This is a genomic window from Pseudomonas sp. F007, assembly GCF_057814275.1.
On the sequence record NZ_JBVATA010000011.1, the window covers coordinates 1 to 19,439 of the forward strand.

The window sequence follows — 19,439 nt, forward strand, 5'->3', positions numbered from 1 at the left end:
GAGCATTGGAACCACCTGATCCCATCCCGAACTCAGCAGTGAAACGATGCATCGCCGATGGTAGTGTGGGGTTTCCCCATGTGAGAGTAGGTCATCGTCAAGATTAAATTCCGAAACCCCTATCTGCATATGCAGGTAGGGGTTTTGTTTTTGCGCGCGGGAAAGTTGTGGTTCATGATTTCTATGCAACGGCGCAGGGCATGGCTATCATGCGGCCTCATTGTGAGGCGATAGTTGCATGCTGACGTTGTTAAAACTTTTGAAAGACGGTCGATTTCACTCAGGTGAGGCGCTTGGCGCTGCTCTGGGGATCAGTCGCAGTGCTGTCTGGAAGCAGCTCCAGCACCTAGAGGCGGAACTGGGTCTCACTATTCATAAGGTGCGAGGTCGTGGCTACCAGCTTCAGGCTCCTCTGACGCTGCTCGATTCTGCTCGGATCGACGAGCATTCGTCCTTTGAACATTGGCCGGTCCAGGTCTTTGACACCCTTGATTCAACCAACGCTGAAGCCCTGCGGGCTGTTGAGCGTGGTGCGTCGGCTCCCTTTTTAATGCTCGCCGAGCGTCAAACTGCAGGTCGAGGTCGCCGAGGCCGCAAATGGGTCAGCCCATTTGCTGAGAATATCTATTACAGCCTGGTCTTGCGTATTGACGGTGGTATGCGTCAATTGGAGGGGCTGAGCCTGGTTGTAGGCCTTGCTGTGATGCAGACGCTCAGGGAGCTCGGGATCGTGACTGCCGGCTTGAAGTGGCCGAATGATGTATTGGTCGGTGAGAAAAAGATCGCGGGAATATTGCTTGAGTTAGTCGGAGACCCCGCTGACGTGTGTCACGTGGTCTTGGGTGTGGGCATCAATGTCAACATGCGAGAAGCAGACGAGGTGGATCAACAGTGGACCTCAATGCTTCTCGAGGCGGGAAGGGCGTTTGATCGCAATCGATTGGTTGCGCATTTGAGTGGCGTGCTTAGTGAGTACCTGGTGCGTCAACAATCGGAAGGCTTTTCAGCGCTTCAGGCGCAATGGGAGCAGGGCCATCTTTGGCAAGGGCGCTCGGTGTCGCTGATCGCTGGAGTTAATCGTATTGATGGTGTTGTGCTGGGTATCGATGCTCAGGGTGCGTTGCGATTGAAAGTCGATGGCGTGGAAAAAGTATTCAGTGGTGGCGAGCTAAGTCTGAGGCTGCGTGATGATTCTTGAGCTCGATTGTGGGAACAGCTTTATCAAATGGCGAGTCATGCAAGCGGATGCCTTGCAGCTGTTTGCCGAAGGGGTGGTGGACTCTGATCTGGCGTTGCTGCAGAGCTTGCGTGCCTGTGCGGGATTGAATCTGCAGTACTGCCGGTTGGTCAGTGTCAGGACCGCTGATGAGACGGCTGCACTGGTAAATGCGTTGAATGATGCCTTTGGTGTCATCGCAATGTGTGCTGCGCCGGCGCGAGAAATGTCCGGGGTGCACAATGGCTACGAGGAATACCAACGCCTGGGGCTCGATCGGTGGTTGGCGATGCTCGGAGCGCATCACCTGGCCGCTGGGGCGTGCCTGGTGCTCGATTTCGGCACCGCGGTGACGGCGGACTTCATTGCTGTGGATGGTCAGCATCTTGGGGGGTTCATTTGTCCAGGAATGCCTTTGATGCGCCATCAGTTGCGCACACATACCCGACGCATTCGTTACGACGACGTCGCGGCATCCAGGGCGGTGGAGAGCCTGCGGCCTGGTCGCAATACGGTAGAAGCAGTAGAGCGCGGGTGTTCGTTGATGCTCAGGGGCTTCGTGCTGACCCAGCTGGAGCTCGCGCGGGAATATTGGGGGCAGAGCTTCTCGGTCTTCCTCACGGGGGGGGATGCGGATCTGGTGGCAGGCGTAGTGCCTAACGCGCGAGTCGTGCCAGATCTGGTATTTGTAGGTCTGGCCATGGCCTGTCCGTTGTCCTGAGGTGTTCTATGCGCTGGCTGTTTCTGTTGTTGTTGGTTCTCAACGTCTTCTATTACGTCTGGCATCAGCAGGAGGCGCCGTTGCGCGCCAAGGACGTTACCCCGTTGAGCTTATATAAGGGTTCCCAGCAAGATATCCGTTTGTTGAGCGAAACGCCGGATGTAGCTAGCCGTAATGCTGTCAGAGCGTCTGCAGCGGATGAGTCCTGTCTCTATCTGGGAGGCTTTGCGCGCCAGGAGACGGCAAGGGCCGTAGAGGCACGATTGGCGGCGCTCGATATCAAGGTGCAGCAACTTACGACTTCGCTGCCAGATTCGGCAGGATTCTGGATGCAGGTTTCTCCCGAAAGCCGGCGTTTGGCCAATGATTCCGTGCTGATGAACCTTGCTAACGAATTCAATGAGTTAAAACATAAAATAATGCGGTGTGGGGGGGTTGCAACTACTCAATAGGTTGCATAGAATGGCGCCCGCTCCACAGCGAACACCGGAAACGGAAAACGAAGTGAAGCGACGTCAACGCAGCTAAGCTCAGGATTTTAATGAGAAAAATGCTTGACAGAAGGCTAGCATGATGTAAAATGCTGGCTCGCTTAGGAGGGGTTCCCGAGCGGCCAAAGGGATCAGACTGTAAATCTGACGTCTACGACTTCGAAGGTTCGAATCCTTCCCCCTCCACCATTTTTAGCGTGAGCTGCAAGCTTACGCGGGTATAGTTTAGTGGTAGAACCTCAGCCTTCCAAGCTGATGATGCGGGTTCGATTCCCGCTACCCGCTCCAAGTTTGCAGGTTGTGCAAAGTGTTACGCTCTTGTAGCTCAGTTGGTAGAGCACACCCTTGGTAAGGGTGAGGTCAGCGGTTCAAATCCGCTCAAGAGCTCCATATAACAAGGCAGATATGAAAATATCTGCCTTTGTTTTAATGGCTGGCGTCACTTGATTGATTCTTCTCATTAGGGGTGAATTCGATGGCTAAGGAAAAGTTCGAACGTAACAAGCCGCACGTTAACGTAGGTACGATTGGTCACGTAGACCATGGCAAGACCACGCTGACCGCAGCTCTGACTCGTGTCTGCTCCGAGGTTTTCGGTTCTGCCAAGGTTGACTTCGACAAGATCGATAGCGCGCCGGAAGAAAAAGCACGTGGTATCACCATTAACACCGCTCACGTTGAGTATGATTCGGCAGAGCGTCACTACGCTCACGTTGACTGCCCAGGTCACGCCGATTACGTAAAAAACATGATTACCGGTGCGGCGCAGATGGATGGCGCGATTCTGGTTTGCTCGGCCGCTGATGGTCCGATGCCGCAAACCCGTGAGCATATCCTGTTGTCCCGTCAGGTTGGTGTTCCTTACATCGTCGTCTTCCTGAACAAGGCTGACATGGTGGATGATGCCGAGTTGTTAGAGCTGGTCGAGATGGAGGTGCGTGATTTGCTCAGCACTTACGATTTCCCGGGCGACGACACTCCGATCATAATTGGTTCGGCGCTGATGGCGTTGAATGGTCAAGACGACAACGAGATGGGCACAACTGCTGTCAAGAAGTTGGTCGAGACCCTGGATGCTTATATCCCGCAGCCTGAGCGCGCTATTGATAAGCCGTTCCTGATGCCGATTGAAGACGTATTCTCGATCTCTGGTCGTGGTACGGTTGTAACTGGTCGTGTTGAGCGCGGTATTGTTCGCATCCAGGAAGAAGTCGAGATTGTTGGTCTTCGTGACACGGTCAAGACGACTTGCACGGGTGTTGAAATGTTCCGCAAGCTGCTTGATGAAGGTCGTGCTGGTGAAAACTGCGGCGTGTTGCTGCGTGGTACCAAGCGTGATGACGTTGAGCGTGGGCAGGTCCTGGTCAAGCCGGGTACTGTGAAGCCGCACACCAAGTTTGTTGCAGAGGTTTACGTTCTTAGCAAGGAAGAGGGTGGTCGTCACACGCCATTCTTCAAGGGCTACCGTCCTCAGTTCTATTTCCGGACCACTGACGTGACCGGTAACTGCGAGCTGCCGGAAGGCGTTGAAATGGTAATGCCGGGCGATAACATTCAGATGACTGTTACCCTGATCAAGACCATTGCAATGGAAGATGGTCTGCGTTTCGCTATTCGTGAAGGCGGTCGTACCGTCGGCGCAGGCGTCGTAGCCAAAGTAATCGAGTAAGTTGTTGTAATGTCTTTTTCAGGCCGGCATAATGGTCGGCCTGATTTTGTTTTAGGTCAGTAGCTCAATTGGCAGAGCGACGGTCTCCAAAACCGTAGGTTGGGGGTTCGATTCCCTCCTGACCTGCCAGATTCACTCAGTGTGTCTGGCTTTCTTTTCACAGGATCTTCATAGATGACTCCTAAAGCTGAAGCTCAAGGCTCTCGCTTCGATTTGCTCAAGTGGCTAGCAGTGGCTGCTTTGGTGGTTGTAGGCGTCGTTGGCAATCAGTACTACTCTGCTTCGCCGATCCTGTACCGCGTACTCGCTTTGCTTGTCATTGCTGCTGTAGCTGCCTTTGTAGGCCTGCAGACGGCGAAGGGCAAGTCTTTCTTTGTACTGGTTAAGGAAGCTCGCACCGAGATTCGTAAAGTCGTGTGGCCAACTCGCCAAGAAACCACGCAGACCACCTTGATTGTGGTGGCTGTTGTCCTGGTTATGGCGTTGCTGTTGTGGGGGCTCGATTCCCTGCTCGGTTGGCTTGTTTCCTTGATTGTTGGCTAAGGGTGTCCCGTGGCTAAGCGTTGGTACGTTGTGCATGCTTACTCGGGTTACGAGAAGCATGTCATGCGTTCGTTGATCGAGCGCGTAAAGCTGGCTGGCATGGAAGATGGCTTCGGCGAAATTCTGGTTCCCACTGAAGAAGTGGTTGAAATGCGTAATGGCCAGAAACGCAAAAGCGAGCGCAAATTCTTCCCAGGTTACGTGCTGGTTCAGATGGATATGAATGAGGGTACTTGGCACTTGGTCAAGGATACTCCTCGGGTGATGGGCTTTATTGGCGGTACCGCCGACAAGCCTGCGCCGATCACTGATAAGGAGGCAGAAGCGATTCTGCGTCGTGTTGCTGATGGTAGCGACAAGCCGAAGCCGAAGACATTGTTCGAGCCGGGCGAAGTGGTTCGCGTCACCGACGGTCCGTTTGCCGATTTCAACGGCACGGTCGAAGAAGTTAACTACGAAAAGAGCCGGATTCAGGTCGCGGTGCTCATTTTCGGTCGCTCTACCCCGGTAGAGTTGGAGTTCAGCCAGGTCGAAAAGGTCTAGCCGAACAAGCATCCCAACCCCGCAGCCCAAGGCTGTGGGGTTTTGTCGTCACTGGGATAAACGCGCAAGTAACCGGGGAGCCTCTCGAGGCGTTTGAACCCGTAATTGGAGTGCCTCATGGCCAAGAAGATTACCGCTTACATCAAGCTGCAAGTGAAGGCCGCTCAGGCTAACCCAAGCCCACCTGTTGGTCCTGCTCTGGGTCAGCACGGCGTGAACATCATGGAATTCTGCAAGGCTTTCAACGCCCGTACCCAGGGTCTTGAGCCAGGTCTGCCGACTCCAGTGATCATCACTGTCTACAGCGACCGTAGCTTCACGTTCGAAACCAAGTCGACCCCTGCTTCGGTTCTGCTGAAGAAGGCTGCTGGTCTGACTAGCGGTTCCGCTCGTCCAAACACCGTTAAGGTTGGCACCGTAACCCGTGCTCAGCTGGAAGAAATCGCGAAAACCAAAAACGCGGATCTGACTGCAGCTGATATGGATGCAGCCGTGCGTACTATCGCCGGTTCTGCTCGTAGCATGGGCCTTAACGTGGAGGGTGTGTAATGGCTAAGCTGACCAAGCGCCAAAAGGCTATCGCCGGCAAAATCGAAGCGGGCAAGTCCTACAGCTTCGTTGACGCAGCTGCTCTCCTGACCGAGCTGTCGACCGTCAAGTTCAGCGAGTCCATGGACATCGCTGTTAACCTGGGTGTTGACCCGCGTAAATCTGACCAGGTTGTTCGTAGCGCTACCGTGCTGCCACACGGCACTGGCAAGACTGTTCGCGTTGCTGTGTTCACCCAGGGCCCAGCAGCTGAAGCTGCTCTGGCTGCTGGCGCTGATCGCGTAGGCATGGACGATCTGGCTGCCGAAATGAAAGGCGGCGACCTGAACTATGACGTAGTGATCGCATCCCCGGATGCAATGCGCGTTGTAGGTCAGTTGGGTCAGATCCTCGGTCCACGTGGTCTGATGCCTAACCCGAAAGTCGGCACCGTAACTCCAGACGTAGCCAACGCGGTTAAAAACGCCAAGGCTGGTCAGGTTCGTTATCGCACTGACAAAAACGGCATCATCCACACTTCCGTTGGCAAGGTCGGTTTCGATGCCGTCAAGCTGAAGGAAAACGTTGAAGCCCTGATCGCTGACCTGAAGCGTATCAAGCCTGCTTCCTCGAAAGGTATCTACGTCAAGCGCGTTACCCTGAGCACCACTATGGGCCCAGGTCTGGTCATCGACCAAGGCTCGCTGGACGTATAAGCAATGCATTGGCATGAGTGATCGTGCCAGTTGAAAAAATTGGGGTCCCTGCCTGGCGGGGGCTATCCAAGACCGTAGGCGACGCAAGTCTTAAACCTCAAGCCTACGCAGATGGTGCTCCCGGTTCCTTACCGAATCAGACACCAAAACGACATCTGGTTTCGATCAGATGAAACGGTAACAAGCAGGAGTTAAACCCGTGGCAATTAAACTCGAAGACAAGAAGGCCATCGTCGCTGAAGTCAACGAGGCTGCCAAAGTCGCTCTGTCCGCTGTCGTGGCTGATGCCCGTGGCGTAACAGTAGGCGCAATGACCGGACTCCGCAAAGAGGCTCGTGAAGCTGGCGTTTACGTACGTGTCGTACGTAACACCCTGCTCAAGCGCGCTGTTGCCGACACTGAATTCAGTGTCCTCAACGACGTGTTCACCGGCCCTACCCTGATCGCATTCTCCAAAGAACATCCAGGCGCTGCTGCCCGGATTTTCAAAGAGTTCGCAAAGGGTCAGAGCAAGTTCGAGATCAAGGCAGCTGCGTTTGATGGCAAGTTCCTTGCCGCTAACCAGATCGACGTGTTGGCTACCCTGCCGACCCGTGACGAAGCTATTGCAAAGCTGATGAGCGTGATTCAAGGCGCTACCAGCAAGCTGGCTCGTACCCTGGCAGCCGTTCGCGACCAGAAAGAAGCTGCTGCAGCCTAAGGCGCAGTCGTACCTTTCAAAATCATATGTTTAATTTGATGGCTGCGTAAGCTGTCACCCCAATACAGGATTCAAGTCATGTCTCTGACTAACGAACAAATCATCGAAGCAATCGGCCAGAAAACCGTTCTGGAAGTTGTTGAGCTGATCAAAGCAATGGAAGAAACCTTCGGCGTGACCGCCGCTGTTGCTGCTGCTGGTCCAGCTGCTGCTGCCGCTGTTGTTGAAGAGCAAACCGAATTCAACGTCATGCTGACCGAAGCTGGCGAGAAGAAGGTAAACGTGATCAAGGCAGTACGTGAACTGACCGGTCTGGGCCTGAAAGAAGCCAAGGCTGTAGTTGACGGCGCTCCTGCCATGGTTCTGGAAGCTGTTGCCAAAGACGCAGCTGACAAAGCCAAAGCAGCTCTGGAAGAAGCAGGCGCTAAAGTCGAGCTGAAGTAAGCTCAGACCTTGCGTCTCCAGCCCGAGCGTTAAGCGAAAGGCTGATGGCTGGTGGCTCTTGCCACCGGCCTTTTTCCGTTATTGGCGGCCGACTCGGTCGGCGCCGATAACGTGCTGTAACCACCCGATGCGGTGGCGCAAACCATGGGGTTTGCACGATTTTCTGGTTGCTCCCGTCGGGAGGGGCCAAACAAGCAGGTGACCAAGCTGGGGAACGCTGATGGCTTACTCATATACTGAGAAAAAACGTATCCGCAAGGACTTTAGCAAGTTGCCGGACGTCATGGATGTGCCTTACCTCCTGGCCATCCAGCTGGATTCGTATCGTGAATTCTTGCAAGCGGGAGCGACTAAAGATCAGTTCCGCGACGTGGGCCTGCATGCGGCCTTCAAATCCGTTTTCCCGATCATCAGCTACTCCGGCAATGCTGCTCTGGAGTACGTTGGTTATCGTCTGGGCGATCCGGCATTTGATGTCAAAGAATGCGTATTGCGCGGTGTAACTTACGCCGTACCTTTGCGGGTAAAAGTGCGCCTGATCATTTTCGACAAAGAATCGTCGAACAAAGCGATCAAGGACATCAAAGAGCAAGAAGTCTACATGGGTGAAATCCCACTGATGACTGAGAACGGTACCTTCGTAATCAACGGTACCGAGCGTGTAATCGTTTCCCAGTTGCACCGTTCCCCGGGCGTGTTCTTCGACCACGACCGTGGCAAGACACACAGCTCTGGCAAACTGCTGTACTCGGCGCGAATCATTCCTTACCGCGGTTCGTGGCTGGACTTCGAGTTCGACCCGAAAGATTGCGTTTTCGTGCGTATCGACCGTCGTCGCAAGCTGCCGGCATCGGTACTGCTGCGCGCGCTGGGCTATAGCACTGAAGAAGTGCTGGACGCGTTCTACACCACCAACGTATTCCATGTGAAGGGCGAGAGCCTGAGCCTGGAGCTGGTGCCTCAGCGCCTGCGTGGTGAAATCGCTGTCCTGGATATCCAGGATGACAACGGCAAGGTTATTGTCGAGCAGGGTCGTCGTATCACCGCTCGTCACATCAACCAGCTGGAAAAAGCCGGGATCAAAGAGCTGGAAGTGCCGCTGGACTACGTTCTGGGCCGTACTACCGCCAAGGTCATCGTGCATCCGGCAACCGGCGAAATCCTGGCAGAGTGCAATACCGAGCTGAACACCGAGATCCTGGCGAAAATCGCCAAGGCTGGCGTCGTACGTATTGAAACTCTGTACACCAACGATATCGACTGCGGTCCGTTCGTCTCCGACACCCTGAAGATCGACTCCACCAGCAACCAATTGGAAGCGCTGGTCGAAATCTATCGCATGATGCGTCCAGGCGAGCCACCGACCAAAGACGCTGCTGAAACCCTGTTCAACAACCTGTTCTTCAGCCCTGAGCGCTACGACCTGTCTGCGGTCGGCCGGATGAAGTTCAACCGTCGAATCGGTCGCACCGAAATCGAAGGTTCGGGCGTGCTGTGCAAGGAAGACATCGTCGCGGTACTGAAGACCCTGGTCGACATCCGTAACGGCAAAGGCATCGTCGATGACATCGACCACCTGGGTAACCGTCGTGTTCGCTGCGTAGGCGAAATGGCTGAGAACCAGTTCCGCGTTGGCCTGGTACGTGTTGAGCGTGCGGTCAAAGAGCGTCTGTCGATGGCTGAAAGCGAAGGCCTGATGCCGCAAGACCTGATCAACGCCAAGCCAGTGGCTGCGGCGGTGAAAGAGTTCTTCGGTTCGAGCCAGCTGTCCCAGTTCATGGACCAGAACAACCCGCTGTCCGAGATCACCCACAAGCGTCGTGTCTCCGCACTCGGCCCAGGTGGTTTGACCCGTGAGCGTGCCGGCTTTGAAGTTCGTGACGTACACCCGACGCACTACGGTCGTGTTTGCCCGATCGAAACGCCGGAAGGTCCGAACATCGGTCTGATCAACTCCCTGGCAGCCTATGCGCGCACCAACCAGTACGGTTTCCTCGAGAGCCCGTACCGCGTGGTGAAAGACGCACTGGTTACCGACGAGATCGTGTTCCTGTCCGCTATCGAAGAGGCCGATCACGTGATCGCCCAGGCTTCGGCCACGATGAGCGAACAGAAAGTCCTGATCGACGAACTGGTAGCTGTTCGTCACTTGAACGAATTCACCGTCAAGGCGCCGGAAGACGTCACCTTGATGGACGTATCGCCGAAGCAGGTTGTCTCGGTTGCTGCGTCGCTGATTCCGTTCCTCGAGCACGACGACGCCAACCGTGCGTTGATGGGTTCGAACATGCAGCGTCAGGCTGTACCAACCCTGCGCGCTGACAAGCCGCTGGTCGGTACCGGCATGGAGCGTAACGTAGCCCGTGACTCCGGCGTTTGCGTCGTGGCTCGTCGTGGCGGCGTGATCGACTCCGTCGACGCCAGCCGTATCGTGGTTCGTGTTGCTGATGATGAAGTTGAAACCGGCGAAGCTGGTGTCGACATCTACAACCTGACCAAGTACACCCGCTCCAACCAGAACACCTGCATCAACCAGCGTCCGCTGGTGAGCAAGGGTGATCGGGTTCAGCGTAGCGACATCATGGCCGACGGTCCGTCCACCGACATGGGTGAACTGGCGCTGGGTCAGAACATGCGTATCGCCTTCATGGCATGGAACGGCTTCAACTTCGAAGACTCCATCTGCCTGTCGGAACGCGTTGTTCAGGAAGACCGTTTCACCACGATCCACATTCAGGAACTGACCTGTGTGGCCCGTGACACCAAGCTTGGCCCAGAGGAAATCACTGCGGACATCCCGAACGTGGGTGAAGCTGCACTGAACAAGCTGGACGAAGCCGGTATCGTTTACGTAGGTGCTGAAGTTGGCGCTGGCGACATCCTGGTTGGTAAGGTCACTCCGAAAGGCGAGACTCAACTGACTCCGGAAGAAAAACTGCTGCGTGCGATCTTCGGTGAAAAAGCCAGCGACGTTAAAGACACCTCCCTGCGCGTACCTACCGGTACCAAAGGTACTGTCATCGACGTACAGGTCTTCACCCGCGACGGCGTTGAGCGTGACGCTCGTGCCCTGTCGATCGAGAAGTCCCAGCTGGACGAGATCCGCAAGGACCTCAACGAAGAGTTCCGTATCGTTGAAGGTGCTACTTTCGAACGTCTGCGTTCCGCTCTGGTCGGCCACAAAGCCGAAGGCGGCGCCGGTCTGAAGAAAGGCCAGGACATCACCGACGAAGTACTCGACGGTCTTGAGCACGGCCAGTGGTTCAAACTGCGCATGGCTGAAGATGCTCTGAATGAGCAACTCGAGAAGGCTCAGGCCTACATCGTTGATCGTCGCCGCCTGCTGGACGACAAGTTCGAAGACAAGAAGCGCAAACTGCAGCAGGGCGATGACCTGGCTCCAGGCGTGCTGAAAATCGTCAAGGTTTACCTGGCAATCCGTCGTCGCATCCAGCCGGGCGACAAGATGGCCGGTCGTCACGGTAACAAGGGTGTGGTCTCCGTGATCATGCCGGTTGAAGACATGCCGCACGATGCCAATGGCACCCCGGTCGACGTAGTCCTCAACCCATTGGGCGTACCTTCGCGTATGAACGTTGGTCAGATTCTCGAAACTCACCTGGGCCTCGCGGCCAAAGGTCTGGGCGAGAAGATCAATCGTATGGTCGAAGAGCAGCGCAAGGTTGCCGAACTGCGCAAGTTCCTGCACGAGATCTACAACGAGATCGGCGGGCGTCAAGAGAGCCTTGACGACTTCTCCGACCAGGAAATCCTGGATCTGGCGAAGAACCTGCGTGGCGGTGTGCCGATGGCGACCCCAGTGTTCGACGGCGCCAAGGAAAGCGAAATCAAGGCCATGCTGAAACTGGCAGACCTGCCAGAAAGCGGCCAGATGCAGCTGACCGACGGCCGTACCGGCAACAAGTTCGAACGTCCGGTTACCGTTGGCTACATGTACATGCTGAAGCTGAACCACTTGGTAGACGACAAGATGCACGCGCGTTCTACCGGTTCGTACAGCCTGGTTACCCAGCAGCCGCTGGGTGGTAAGGCGCAGTTCGGTGGTCAGCGTTTCGGGGAGATGGAGGTCTGGGCACTGGAAGCATACGGTGCTGCATACACTCTGCAAGAAATGCTCACAGTGAAGTCGGACGATGTGAACGGCCGTACCAAGATGTACAAGAACATCGTGGATGGCGATCACCGTATGGAGCCGGGCATGCCCGAGTCCTTCAACGTGTTGATCAAGGAAATTCGTTCCCTCGGCATCGATATCGATCTGGAAACCGAATAACACGTGACGTGAATCGAGAGCGGGGCTGGATTGCCCGCTCTCTGCTCCGCCAGGAGGAAAGGCCTTGAAAGACCTACTGAATTTGCTGAAAAACCAGGGTCAAGTCGAAGAGTTCGACGCCATCCGTATTGGATTGGCATCGCCTGAGATGATCCGTTCGTGGTCGTTCGGTGAAGTTAAAAAGCCGGAAACCATCAACTACCGTACGTTCAAGCCTGAGCGTGACGGCCTGTTCTGCGCCAAGATCTTTGGCCCGGTAAAGGATTACGAGTGCCTGTGCGGTAAGTACAAGCGCTTGAAGCATCGTGGTGTGATCTGCGAGAAGTGCGGCGTTGAAGTTGCACTGGCCAAGGTTCGTCGTGAGCGCATGGCGCACATCGAACTGGCTTCGCCAGTTGCCCACATCTGGTTCCTGAAATCGCTGCCGTCCCGTATCGGCTTGCTGATGGACATGACCCTGCGTGATATCGAACGCGTTCTCTACTTCGAGAGCTATGTCGTTATCGATCCAGGCATGACCACCCTCGAAAAAGGTCAGCTGCTCAACGACGAACAGTACTTCGAAGCGCTGGAAGAGTTCGGTGACGATTTCGATGCCCGCATGGGTGCCGAAGCTGTCCGTGAACTGCTGCACGCTATCGACCTGGAACACGAGATTGGCCGTCTGCGCGAAGAAATTCCGCAAACCAACTCGGAAACCAAGATCAAGAAGCTGTCCAAGCGTCTGAAGTTGATGGAGGCCTTCCAGGGTTCCGGCAACCTGCCAGAGTGGATGGTGTTGACCGTTCTGCCGGTTCTGCCGCCAGATCTGCGTCCACTGGTCCCGCTGGATGGCGGTCGTTTCGCGACTTCCGACCTCAACGATCTGTATCGTCGAGTGATCAACCGTAACAACCGTTTGAAGCGCCTGCTGGATCTGTCCGCTCCGGACATCATCGTGCGCAACGAAAAGCGTATGTTGCAGGAAGCTGTCGACGCACTGCTCGACAACGGTCGTCGTGGCCGCGCTATCACTGGTTCGAACAAGCGTCCTCTGAAATCCCTGGCTGACATGATCAAGGGTAAGCAGGGTCGTTTCCGTCAGAACTTGCTCGGTAAGCGTGTTGACTACTCCGGCCGTTCGGTAATTACCGTAGGTCCGACCCTGCGTCTGCACCAGTGCGGTCTGCCGAAGAAGATGGCGCTCGAGCTGTTCAAGCCGTTCATTTTCGGCAAGCTGGAAATGCGTGGTCTCGCTACCACCATCAAAGCTGCCAAGAAGATGGTCGAGCGCGAACTGCCGGAAGTTTGGGACGTTCTCGCTGAAGTGATTCGCGAACACCCGGTTCTTCTCAACCGTGCACCGACCCTTCACCGTCTGGGTATCCAGGCGTTTGAACCGGTTCTGATCGAAGGTAAGGCTATTCAGCTGCACCCGCTGGTCTGCGCCGCGTACAACGCCGACTTCGACGGCGACCAAATGGCCGTGCACGTACCGCTGACGCTGGAAGCCCAGCTGGAAGCGCGTGCGTTGATGATGTCGACCAACAACATTCTGTCGCCAGCCAACGGTGAGCCAATCATCGTTCCGTCGCAGGACGTTGTATTGGGTCTGTACTACATGACTCGTGAAGCGATCAACGCCAAGGGCGAAGGTCGTGTGTTCGCGGATCTGCAGGAAGTTGACCGTGTGTTCCGTGCCGGCGAAGCCGCACTGCACGCCAAGGTTAAAGTGCGGATCAACGAAACCGTCAACGACCGTGATGGCGGCAGCGTGACCAACACCCGTATCGTCGACACCACTGTCGGTCGTGCGCTGTTGTTCCAGGTTGTGCCAAAAGGTCTGTCGTATGACGTCGTCAACCTGCCGATGAAGAAAAAGGCGATCTCCAAGCTGATCAACCAGTGCTACCGCGTGGTTGGTCTGAAAGAGACCGTGATCTTCGCTGACCAGTTGATGTACACCGGTTTTGCCTATTCGACCATTTCCGGCGTTTCCATCGGCGTTAACGACTTCGTTATCCCGGATGAAAAAGCCCGCATCATCGGTACTGCTACCGATGAAGTGAAAGAGATCGAAAGTCAGTACGCCTCCGGCCTGGTAACCCAGGGCGAGAAGTACAACAAAGTGATCGACCTTTGGTCCAAGGCGAACGACGAAGTATCCAAGGCTATGATGGCCAACCTCTCGAAAGAGAAGGTCATCGACCGTCATGGCGACGAAGTCGAGCAAGAATCGTTCAACTCGATGTATATGATGGCTGACTCGGGTGCGCGGGGTTCCGCAGCACAGATTCGTCAGCTGGCCGGTATGCGTGGTCTGATGGCCAAGCCGGACGGTTCCATCATCGAAACGCCGATTACTGCGAACTTCCGTGAAGGTTTGAGCGTACTCCAGTACTTCATCTCCACTCACGGTGCTCGTAAAGGTCTGGCGGATACCGCGTTGAAAACTGCGAACTCCGGTTACCTGACTCGTCGTCTGGTAGACGTTGCGCAGGATCTGGTGGTAACCGAGATCGATTGCGGCACCGAACACGGTCTGCTGATGACTCCGCACATTGAAGGCGGTGACGTTGTAGAGCCGTTGGGTGAGCGCGTATTGGGTCGTGTTATTGCCCGTGACGTATTCAAGCCGGGTACCGAGGACGTTATCGTTCCTGCCGGCACCCTGGTAGACGAGAAGTGGGTCGAGTTCATCGAGCTGAACAGCATCGACGAAGTGATCGTGCGTTCGCCGATCAGCTGCGAAACCCGCTACGGCATTTGCGCCAAGTGCTACGGCCGTGATCTGGCCCGTGGTCACCAGGTGAACATTGGTGAATCGGTTGGCGTTATCGCTGCCCAGTCTATCGGTGAACCGGGTACCCAGCTGACGATGCGTACGTTCCACATCGGTGGTGCGGCAAGCCGGACCTCCGCGGCCGACAGCGTTCAGGTGAAGAATGGCGGCACCGTCCGTCTGCACAACCTGAAGCACGTTGAGCGTGTGGATGGTCATCTGGTAGCTGTGTCCCGTTCCGGTGAGCTGGCAATCGCGGATGACTTCGGTCGTGAGCGCGAGCGTTACAAGCTGCCGTACGGTGCTGTAATTTCGGTTAAAGAAGGTGACAAGGTCGACGCTGGCGCAATCGTGGCCAAGTGGGATCCGCACACTCACCCAATCGTTACCGAAATGAAAGGTACCGTGACCTACGTGGGCATGGAAGAAGGCATCACGATCAAGCGTCAGACAGACGAATTGACCGGTATGACCAACATTGAAGTACTTGATCCGAAAGATCGTCCAGCTGCCGGCAAGGACATCCGTCCAGCCGTGAAGATGGTCGACGACAACGGCAAGGATCTGTTGCTGCCAGGCACTGACGTAATCGCTCAGTACTTCCTGCCAGCCAACGCCCTGGTCGGTGTTGCGGACGGTGCGCGGATCGCGATCGGTGACGTTATCGCTCGTATCCCGCAAGAAACTTCGAAAACACGCGACATCACCGGTGGTCTGCCGCGTGTTGCCGACTTGTTCGAAGCTCGTCGTCCGAAGGAAGCGTCGATTCTGGCTGAAGTCAGCGGCACCATCGCGTTCGGTAAAGAAACCAAAGGCAAGCGCCGTCTGGTTATTACCCCGAACGACGGTAGCGATCCGTATGAAGAACTGATTCCGAAGTGGCGCCACCTGAACGTGTTCGAAGGCGAACAGGTAAACCGCGGCGAAGTTATCTCCGACGGCCCAAGCGATCCGCACGACATCCTGCGTCTGCTGGGTGTGAGTGCGCTGGCCAAGTACATCGTCAACGAGATCCAGGACGTTTACCGCCTGCAAGGCGTGAAGATCAACGACAAACACATCGAGACCATCCTGCGTCAGATGCTGCGTAAAGTTGAGATCGCTGAATCTGGCGATTCCAGCTTCATCAAGGGTGACCAGATGGAGCTGACTCACGTACTGGTAGAGAACGAGCGTCTGAGCGGCGAAGACAAGTTTGTCTCCAAGTTCACTCGCGTTCTGCTGGGTATCACCAAGGCGTCGTTGTCCACCGAATCGTTCATCTCGGCGGCTTCCTTCCAGGAAACCACTCGCGTACTGACCGAAGCGGCGGTAACCGGCAAGCGTGACTACCTGCGCGGCCTGAAAGAAAACGTGGTCGTGGGTCGTCTGATCCCGGCGGGTACCGGTCTGGCGTACCACAGCGAGCGCAAGCGTCGCCGTGATGCAGACAAGCCGTTGCGTGTAAGCGCCAGTGAAGTGGAAGCTGCACTGACCGAAGCGCTGAACTCGAGTGGTAATTGAGTTCTGCGATAAATAAGTGCCGGGCCCTGGCTGCCCCGTTCGTCGGACCGAGACATTATTGTCCCGGTTTGATGAAGGGGGAGGTCGGGGCCTTGCCTTGACTGGGGCCAAGATCCTCTTTAGACTCTTGATCCCCTAAATTTGGCGGGAATTCGTTCCTGCCATTTTGCTTTTCTTGCAAGACAATAGCGTCGCAAGACAACAGTGGAGCTAGTAGATGGCAACTATCAACCAGCTGGTACGTCAGCCGCGTAAGCGTATCGTCGAGAAATCCGACGTACCTGCGCTGCAGAACTGCCCGCAACGTCGTGGCGTGTGCACCCGTGTGTACACCACTACGCCGAAAAAACCTAACTCGGCACTGCGTAAAGTATGCCGTGTGCGTCTGACCAACGGTTTCGAGGTTTCCTCGTACATCGGCGGTGAAGGCCACAACCTGCAAGAGCACAGCGTGGTACTGATCCGCGGCGGTCGTGTAAAAGACTTGCCAGGTGTTCGTTACCACACCGTTCGCGGTTCTTTGGATACTTCCGGCGTTAAAGGTCGTAACCAGGGTCGTTCGAAGTACGGTACCAAACGTCCGAAGTAATCGGCCGTTTTGCAGATTTTTATTTTATTGAGTCGATAAGAGTAAGGTCGGGCACGCATCCGCAGGATCTGTCCCGGGCTAACCTGAAGACCGTTTGAGGGCTTATCAATGCCAAGACGTCGCGTAGCAGCAAAGCGTGAGATTCTGGACGATCCGAAATACGGAAGCCAAATCCTCGCCAAATTCATGAACCACGTTATGGAAAGCGGCAAGAAAGCCGTTGCCGAGCGTATCGTTTATGGTGCCCTGGAAACCGTTGCGGCTCGTAAGAACGGCACCGATCCCCTGGAACTCTTCGAAAAAGCACTCGACGCCATCGCTCCGCTGGTCGAAGTGAAGTCGCGCCGCGTTGGTGGTGCTACTTACCAGGTTCCGGTTGAAGTTCGTCCGTCCCGTCGTAACGCTCTGGCAATGCGCTGGTTGGTAGACTTCGCCCGCAAGCGCGGCGAGAAGTCCATGGCTCTGCGTTTGGCTGGCGAACTGCTGGATGCTGCTGAAGGTAAAGGTGCAGCAGTTAAGAAGCGTGAAGACGTGCACCGTATGGCCGAAGCCAACAAAGCTTTCTCGCACTACCGCTTCTAATTTCAGCTTCACTAATTTTGCGAGGGCTTTATGGCTCGTACTACTCCGATTAGCCGCTACCGTAACATCGGTATCGTCGCTCACGTGGATGCTGGTAAAACCACCACCACCGAGCGCGTCCTTTTTTACACAGGCAAAAGCCACAAGATGGGCGAGGTGCATGACGGCGCCGCGACCACAGACTGGATGGTTCAGGAGCAGGAGCGTGGTATTACCATTACTTCTGCTGCCATTACCGCCTTCTGGCAGGGTTCTGCAAAGCAGCACAAGGACCAGTACCGCTTCAACGTCATCGATACCCCGGGTCACGTAGACTTCACTATTGAAGTTGAGCGTTCCCTGCGTGTACTCGACGGCGCGGTCGTTGTGTTCTGCGGTACCTCTGGTGTTGAGCCGCAGTCCGAAACCGTATGGCGTCAAGCCAACAAGTACGGTGTTCCGCGTATCGTTTACGTGAACAAGATGGACCGTGCCGGTGCTAACTTCCTGCGCGTAATCGCTCAGATCAAGCAGCGCCTGGGTCACACTCCAGTGCCTATCCAGTTGGCTATCGGTTCCGAGGACAACTTCCAGGGTCAGATCGATCTGATGACCATGGAAGCCGTTTACTGGAACGATGCTGACAAGGGCATGACTCCACGTCGCGAAGCTATCCCTGCCGAGCTGCAGGAGCTGGCTGAAGAGTGGCGCAGCAACATGGTTGAGGCTGCGGCCGAAGCCAGCGAAGAGCTGATGAACAAGTACCTCGAGGGCGAAGAGCTCACTACCGAGGAAATCAAGGCCGCTCTGCGTCAGCGTACTATCGCTGGCGAAATCGTCCTGGCTGTTTGCGGTTCTTCGTTCAAGAACAAGGGCGTTCCCCTGGTTCTCGACGCCGTTATCGACTACCTGCCTGCCCCAACTGACATTCCAGCCATCAAGGGTTCCGACCCGGATGACGAAGAAGTTCAAATGGAGCGTCACGCAGACGACAACGAGCCGTTCTCGGCTCTGGCGTTCAAGATCGCTACTGACCCATTCGTGGGTACCTTGACCTTCGTCCGCGTTTACTCGGGCGTGTTGGCATCCGGCGACGGCGTGATCAACTCGGTTAAAGGCAAGAAAGAGCGCGTGGGTCGTATGGTGCAAATGCACGCAAACGCCCGTGAAGAGATCAAGGAAGTGCGCGCTGGCGACATCGCGGCCCTGATCGGCATGAAGGATGTCACCACTGGTGAAACCTTGTGCAACGCTGACAAGCCAATCATCCTCGTTCGTATGGACTTCCCGGAGCCGGTTATCTCGGTTGCCGTTGAGCCAAAGACCAAGGATGACCAGGAAAAAATGGGTATCGCACTGGGCAAGCTTGCTCAGGAAGATCCATCTTTCCGCGTAAAAACCGACGAAGAGACTGGTCAGACGATCATCTCGGGTATGGGTGAGTTGCACCTGGACATCCTGGTTGACCGGATGCGCCGTGAGTTCAACGTTGAAGCCAACATCGGCAAGCCTCAGGTTTCCTATCGTGAGCGCATCACGAAGAACTGTGAAATCGAAGGCAAGTTCGTTCGTCAGTCCGGCGGTCGTGGTCAGTTTGGCCATTGCTGGATCCGTTTTGCTCCTGCTGACGAAGGTCAGGAAGGTCTGCAATTCGTGAACGAAGTAGTAGGTGGTGTGGTTCCTAAGGAATACATCCCGGCTATCCAGAAGGGTATCGAAGAGCAGATGAAGAACGGCGTTGTTGCCGGCTATCCGCTGATCGGCCTGAAGGCAACCGTGTTCGATGGTTCTTACCACGACGTCGACTCCAACGAGATGGCGTTTAAGGTGGCTGCTTCCATGGCGACCAAACAGCTGGCCCAGAAGGGCGGTGGTGAGCTGCTTGAGCCGATCATGGCGGTCGAGGTTGTTACGCCTGAAGACTATATGGGTGACGTGATGGGCGACCTTAACCGTCGTCGCGGCATGATCCTGGGTATGGAAGACACGGTCTCCGGCAAAGTAATTCGTGCCGAAGTTCCGCTGGGTGAGATGTTCGGTTACGCAACCGACGTTCGCTCCATGTCCCAAGGTCGCGCAAGCTACTCTATGGAATTCAAAAAATACAATACGGCTCCGTCGCACATCGTCGAAACCGTTACCAAAAAACAAGGCTGATTC

At 55.5% G+C, this 19,439-nt stretch carries 15 protein-coding genes, 4 tRNA genes and 1 rRNA gene; all 20 read left to right on the plus strand.

Annotated features, from left to right (window positions below; genetic code table 11):
* Positions 1-103, plus strand: a 5S ribosomal RNA gene (gene rrf / locus ACZYR5_RS25550); the annotation flags it as partial.
* Positions 104-238: 135 nt separating this feature from the next.
* Positions 239-1,198: a bifunctional biotin--[acetyl-CoA-carboxylase] ligase/biotin operon repressor BirA gene (gene birA, locus ACZYR5_RS25555; RefSeq protein WP_489092195.1), complete on the plus strand. Its 960-nt coding sequence runs from the start codon at positions 239-241 to the stop codon at positions 1,196-1,198.
* Positions 1,188-1,937, plus strand: a complete 750-nt coding sequence (locus tag ACZYR5_RS25560; protein WP_489092196.1) for a pantothenate kinase — start codon at positions 1,188-1,190, stop codon at positions 1,935-1,937. Before birA ends, ACZYR5_RS25560 begins: the two co-directional genes overlap by 11 nt.
* 8 nt (positions 1,938-1,945) lie before the next feature.
* The gene (locus ACZYR5_RS25565) at positions 1,946-2,389 is read left to right on the plus strand and encodes a hypothetical protein (protein WP_489092197.1); all 444 of its coding nucleotides are present in this window, start codon (positions 1,946-1,948) and stop codon (positions 2,387-2,389) included.
* Positions 2,390-2,532: 143 nt separating this feature from the next.
* Positions 2,533-2,617, plus strand: a tRNA-Tyr gene (locus ACZYR5_RS25570).
* A gap of 25 nt (positions 2,618-2,642) precedes the next feature.
* Positions 2,643-2,716 (plus strand) — tRNA-Gly (locus ACZYR5_RS25575).
* 26 nt (positions 2,717-2,742) lie between these two features.
* A tRNA-Thr gene (locus tag ACZYR5_RS25580) sits at positions 2,743-2,818 on the plus strand.
* An 85-nt stretch (positions 2,819-2,903) separates the two neighbouring features.
* Positions 2,904-4,097 (plus strand): elongation factor Tu, encoded by a 1,194-nt coding sequence (tuf, locus tag ACZYR5_RS25585; protein ID WP_489092198.1) that lies wholly within the window; start codon positions 2,904-2,906, stop codon positions 4,095-4,097.
* A 53-nt stretch (positions 4,098-4,150) separates the two neighbouring features.
* Positions 4,151-4,226, plus strand: a tRNA-Trp gene (locus ACZYR5_RS25590).
* A 45-nt stretch (positions 4,227-4,271) separates the two neighbouring features.
* Positions 4,272-4,640, plus strand: coding sequence for a preprotein translocase subunit SecE (gene secE, locus ACZYR5_RS25595; RefSeq protein WP_064680062.1), 369 nt, complete (start codon positions 4,272-4,274; stop codon positions 4,638-4,640).
* A 9-nt stretch (positions 4,641-4,649) separates the two neighbouring features.
* Positions 4,650-5,183 carry a transcription termination/antitermination protein NusG gene (gene nusG, locus ACZYR5_RS25600; RefSeq protein WP_010443972.1) on the plus strand — a complete coding sequence of 178 codons (534 nt, stop codon included), beginning with the start codon at positions 4,650-4,652 and terminating at the stop codon, positions 5,181-5,183.
* Positions 5,184-5,300: 117 nt separating this feature from the next.
* Complete coding sequence (rplK, locus tag ACZYR5_RS25605) at positions 5,301-5,732, plus strand: 50S ribosomal protein L11 (protein WP_003176435.1); 432 nt, start codon at positions 5,301-5,303, stop codon at positions 5,730-5,732.
* Entirely contained in the window at positions 5,732-6,427 is a 696-nt protein-coding gene (rplA, locus tag ACZYR5_RS25610; protein ID WP_489092199.1) for a 50S ribosomal protein L1, read from the plus strand. Before rplK ends, rplA begins: the two co-directional genes overlap by 1 nt.
* A gap of 199 nt (positions 6,428-6,626) precedes the next feature.
* Entirely contained in the window at positions 6,627-7,127 is a 501-nt protein-coding gene (gene rplJ, locus ACZYR5_RS25615; RefSeq protein ID WP_489092200.1) for a 50S ribosomal protein L10, read from the plus strand.
* 78 nt (positions 7,128-7,205) lie between these two features.
* Entirely contained in the window at positions 7,206-7,571 is a 366-nt protein-coding gene (gene rplL / locus ACZYR5_RS25620) for a 50S ribosomal protein L7/L12 (protein WP_018925654.1), read from the plus strand.
* 220 nt (positions 7,572-7,791) lie between these two features.
* Complete coding sequence (gene rpoB, locus ACZYR5_RS25625; RefSeq protein ID WP_489092201.1) at positions 7,792-11,865, plus strand: DNA-directed RNA polymerase subunit beta; 4,074 nt, start codon at positions 7,792-7,794, stop codon at positions 11,863-11,865.
* A 64-nt stretch (positions 11,866-11,929) separates the two neighbouring features.
* Positions 11,930-16,129 (plus strand): DNA-directed RNA polymerase subunit beta', encoded by a 4,200-nt coding sequence (rpoC, locus tag ACZYR5_RS25630; protein WP_489092202.1) that lies wholly within the window; start codon positions 11,930-11,932, stop codon positions 16,127-16,129.
* 217 nt (positions 16,130-16,346) lie between these two features.
* The gene (gene rpsL / locus ACZYR5_RS25635) at positions 16,347-16,718 is read left to right on the plus strand and encodes a 30S ribosomal protein S12 (protein ID WP_003186084.1); all 372 of its coding nucleotides are present in this window, start codon (positions 16,347-16,349) and stop codon (positions 16,716-16,718) included.
* Between the two features lie 108 nt (positions 16,719-16,826).
* A complete protein-coding gene (gene rpsG / locus ACZYR5_RS25640) occupies positions 16,827-17,300 on the plus strand; it encodes a 30S ribosomal protein S7 (RefSeq protein WP_027617685.1) in 474 nt (157 codons plus the stop codon).
* 30 nt (positions 17,301-17,330) lie between these two features.
* Positions 17,331-19,436 (plus strand): elongation factor G, encoded by a 2,106-nt coding sequence (fusA, locus tag ACZYR5_RS25645; protein WP_489092203.1) that lies wholly within the window; start codon positions 17,331-17,333, stop codon positions 19,434-19,436.
* The last annotated feature ends 3 nt before the right edge of the window (positions 19,437-19,439 follow it).

Excerpts from the sequence above, each read along its gene's own strand:
- birA (WP_489092195.1), top strand. The coding sequence starts at position 239 with ATGCTGACGTTGTTAAAACTTTTGAAAGACGGTCGATTTCACTCAGGT.
- ACZYR5_RS25560 (WP_489092196.1), top strand. The coding sequence starts at position 1,188 with ATGATTCTTGAGCTCGATTGTGGGAACAGCTTTATCAAATGGCGAGTC.
- ACZYR5_RS25565 (WP_489092197.1), top strand. The coding sequence starts at position 1,946 with ATGCGCTGGCTGTTTCTGTTGTTGTTGGTTCTCAACGTCTTCTATTAC.
- tuf (WP_489092198.1), top strand. The coding sequence starts at position 2,904 with ATGGCTAAGGAAAAGTTCGAACGTAACAAGCCGCACGTTAACGTAGGT.
- secE (WP_064680062.1), top strand. The coding sequence starts at position 4,272 with ATGACTCCTAAAGCTGAAGCTCAAGGCTCTCGCTTCGATTTGCTCAAG.
- rplK (WP_003176435.1), top strand. The coding sequence starts at position 5,301 with ATGGCCAAGAAGATTACCGCTTACATCAAGCTGCAAGTGAAGGCCGCT.
- rplA (WP_489092199.1), top strand. The coding sequence starts at position 5,732 with ATGGCTAAGCTGACCAAGCGCCAAAAGGCTATCGCCGGCAAAATCGAA.
- rplL (WP_018925654.1), top strand. The coding sequence starts at position 7,206 with ATGTCTCTGACTAACGAACAAATCATCGAAGCAATCGGCCAGAAAACC.
- rpoB (WP_489092201.1), top strand. The coding sequence starts at position 7,792 with ATGGCTTACTCATATACTGAGAAAAAACGTATCCGCAAGGACTTTAGC.
- rpsL (WP_003186084.1), top strand. The coding sequence starts at position 16,347 with ATGGCAACTATCAACCAGCTGGTACGTCAGCCGCGTAAGCGTATCGTC.
- rpsG (WP_027617685.1), top strand. The coding sequence starts at position 16,827 with ATGCCAAGACGTCGCGTAGCAGCAAAGCGTGAGATTCTGGACGATCCG.
- fusA (WP_489092203.1), top strand. The coding sequence starts at position 17,331 with ATGGCTCGTACTACTCCGATTAGCCGCTACCGTAACATCGGTATCGTC.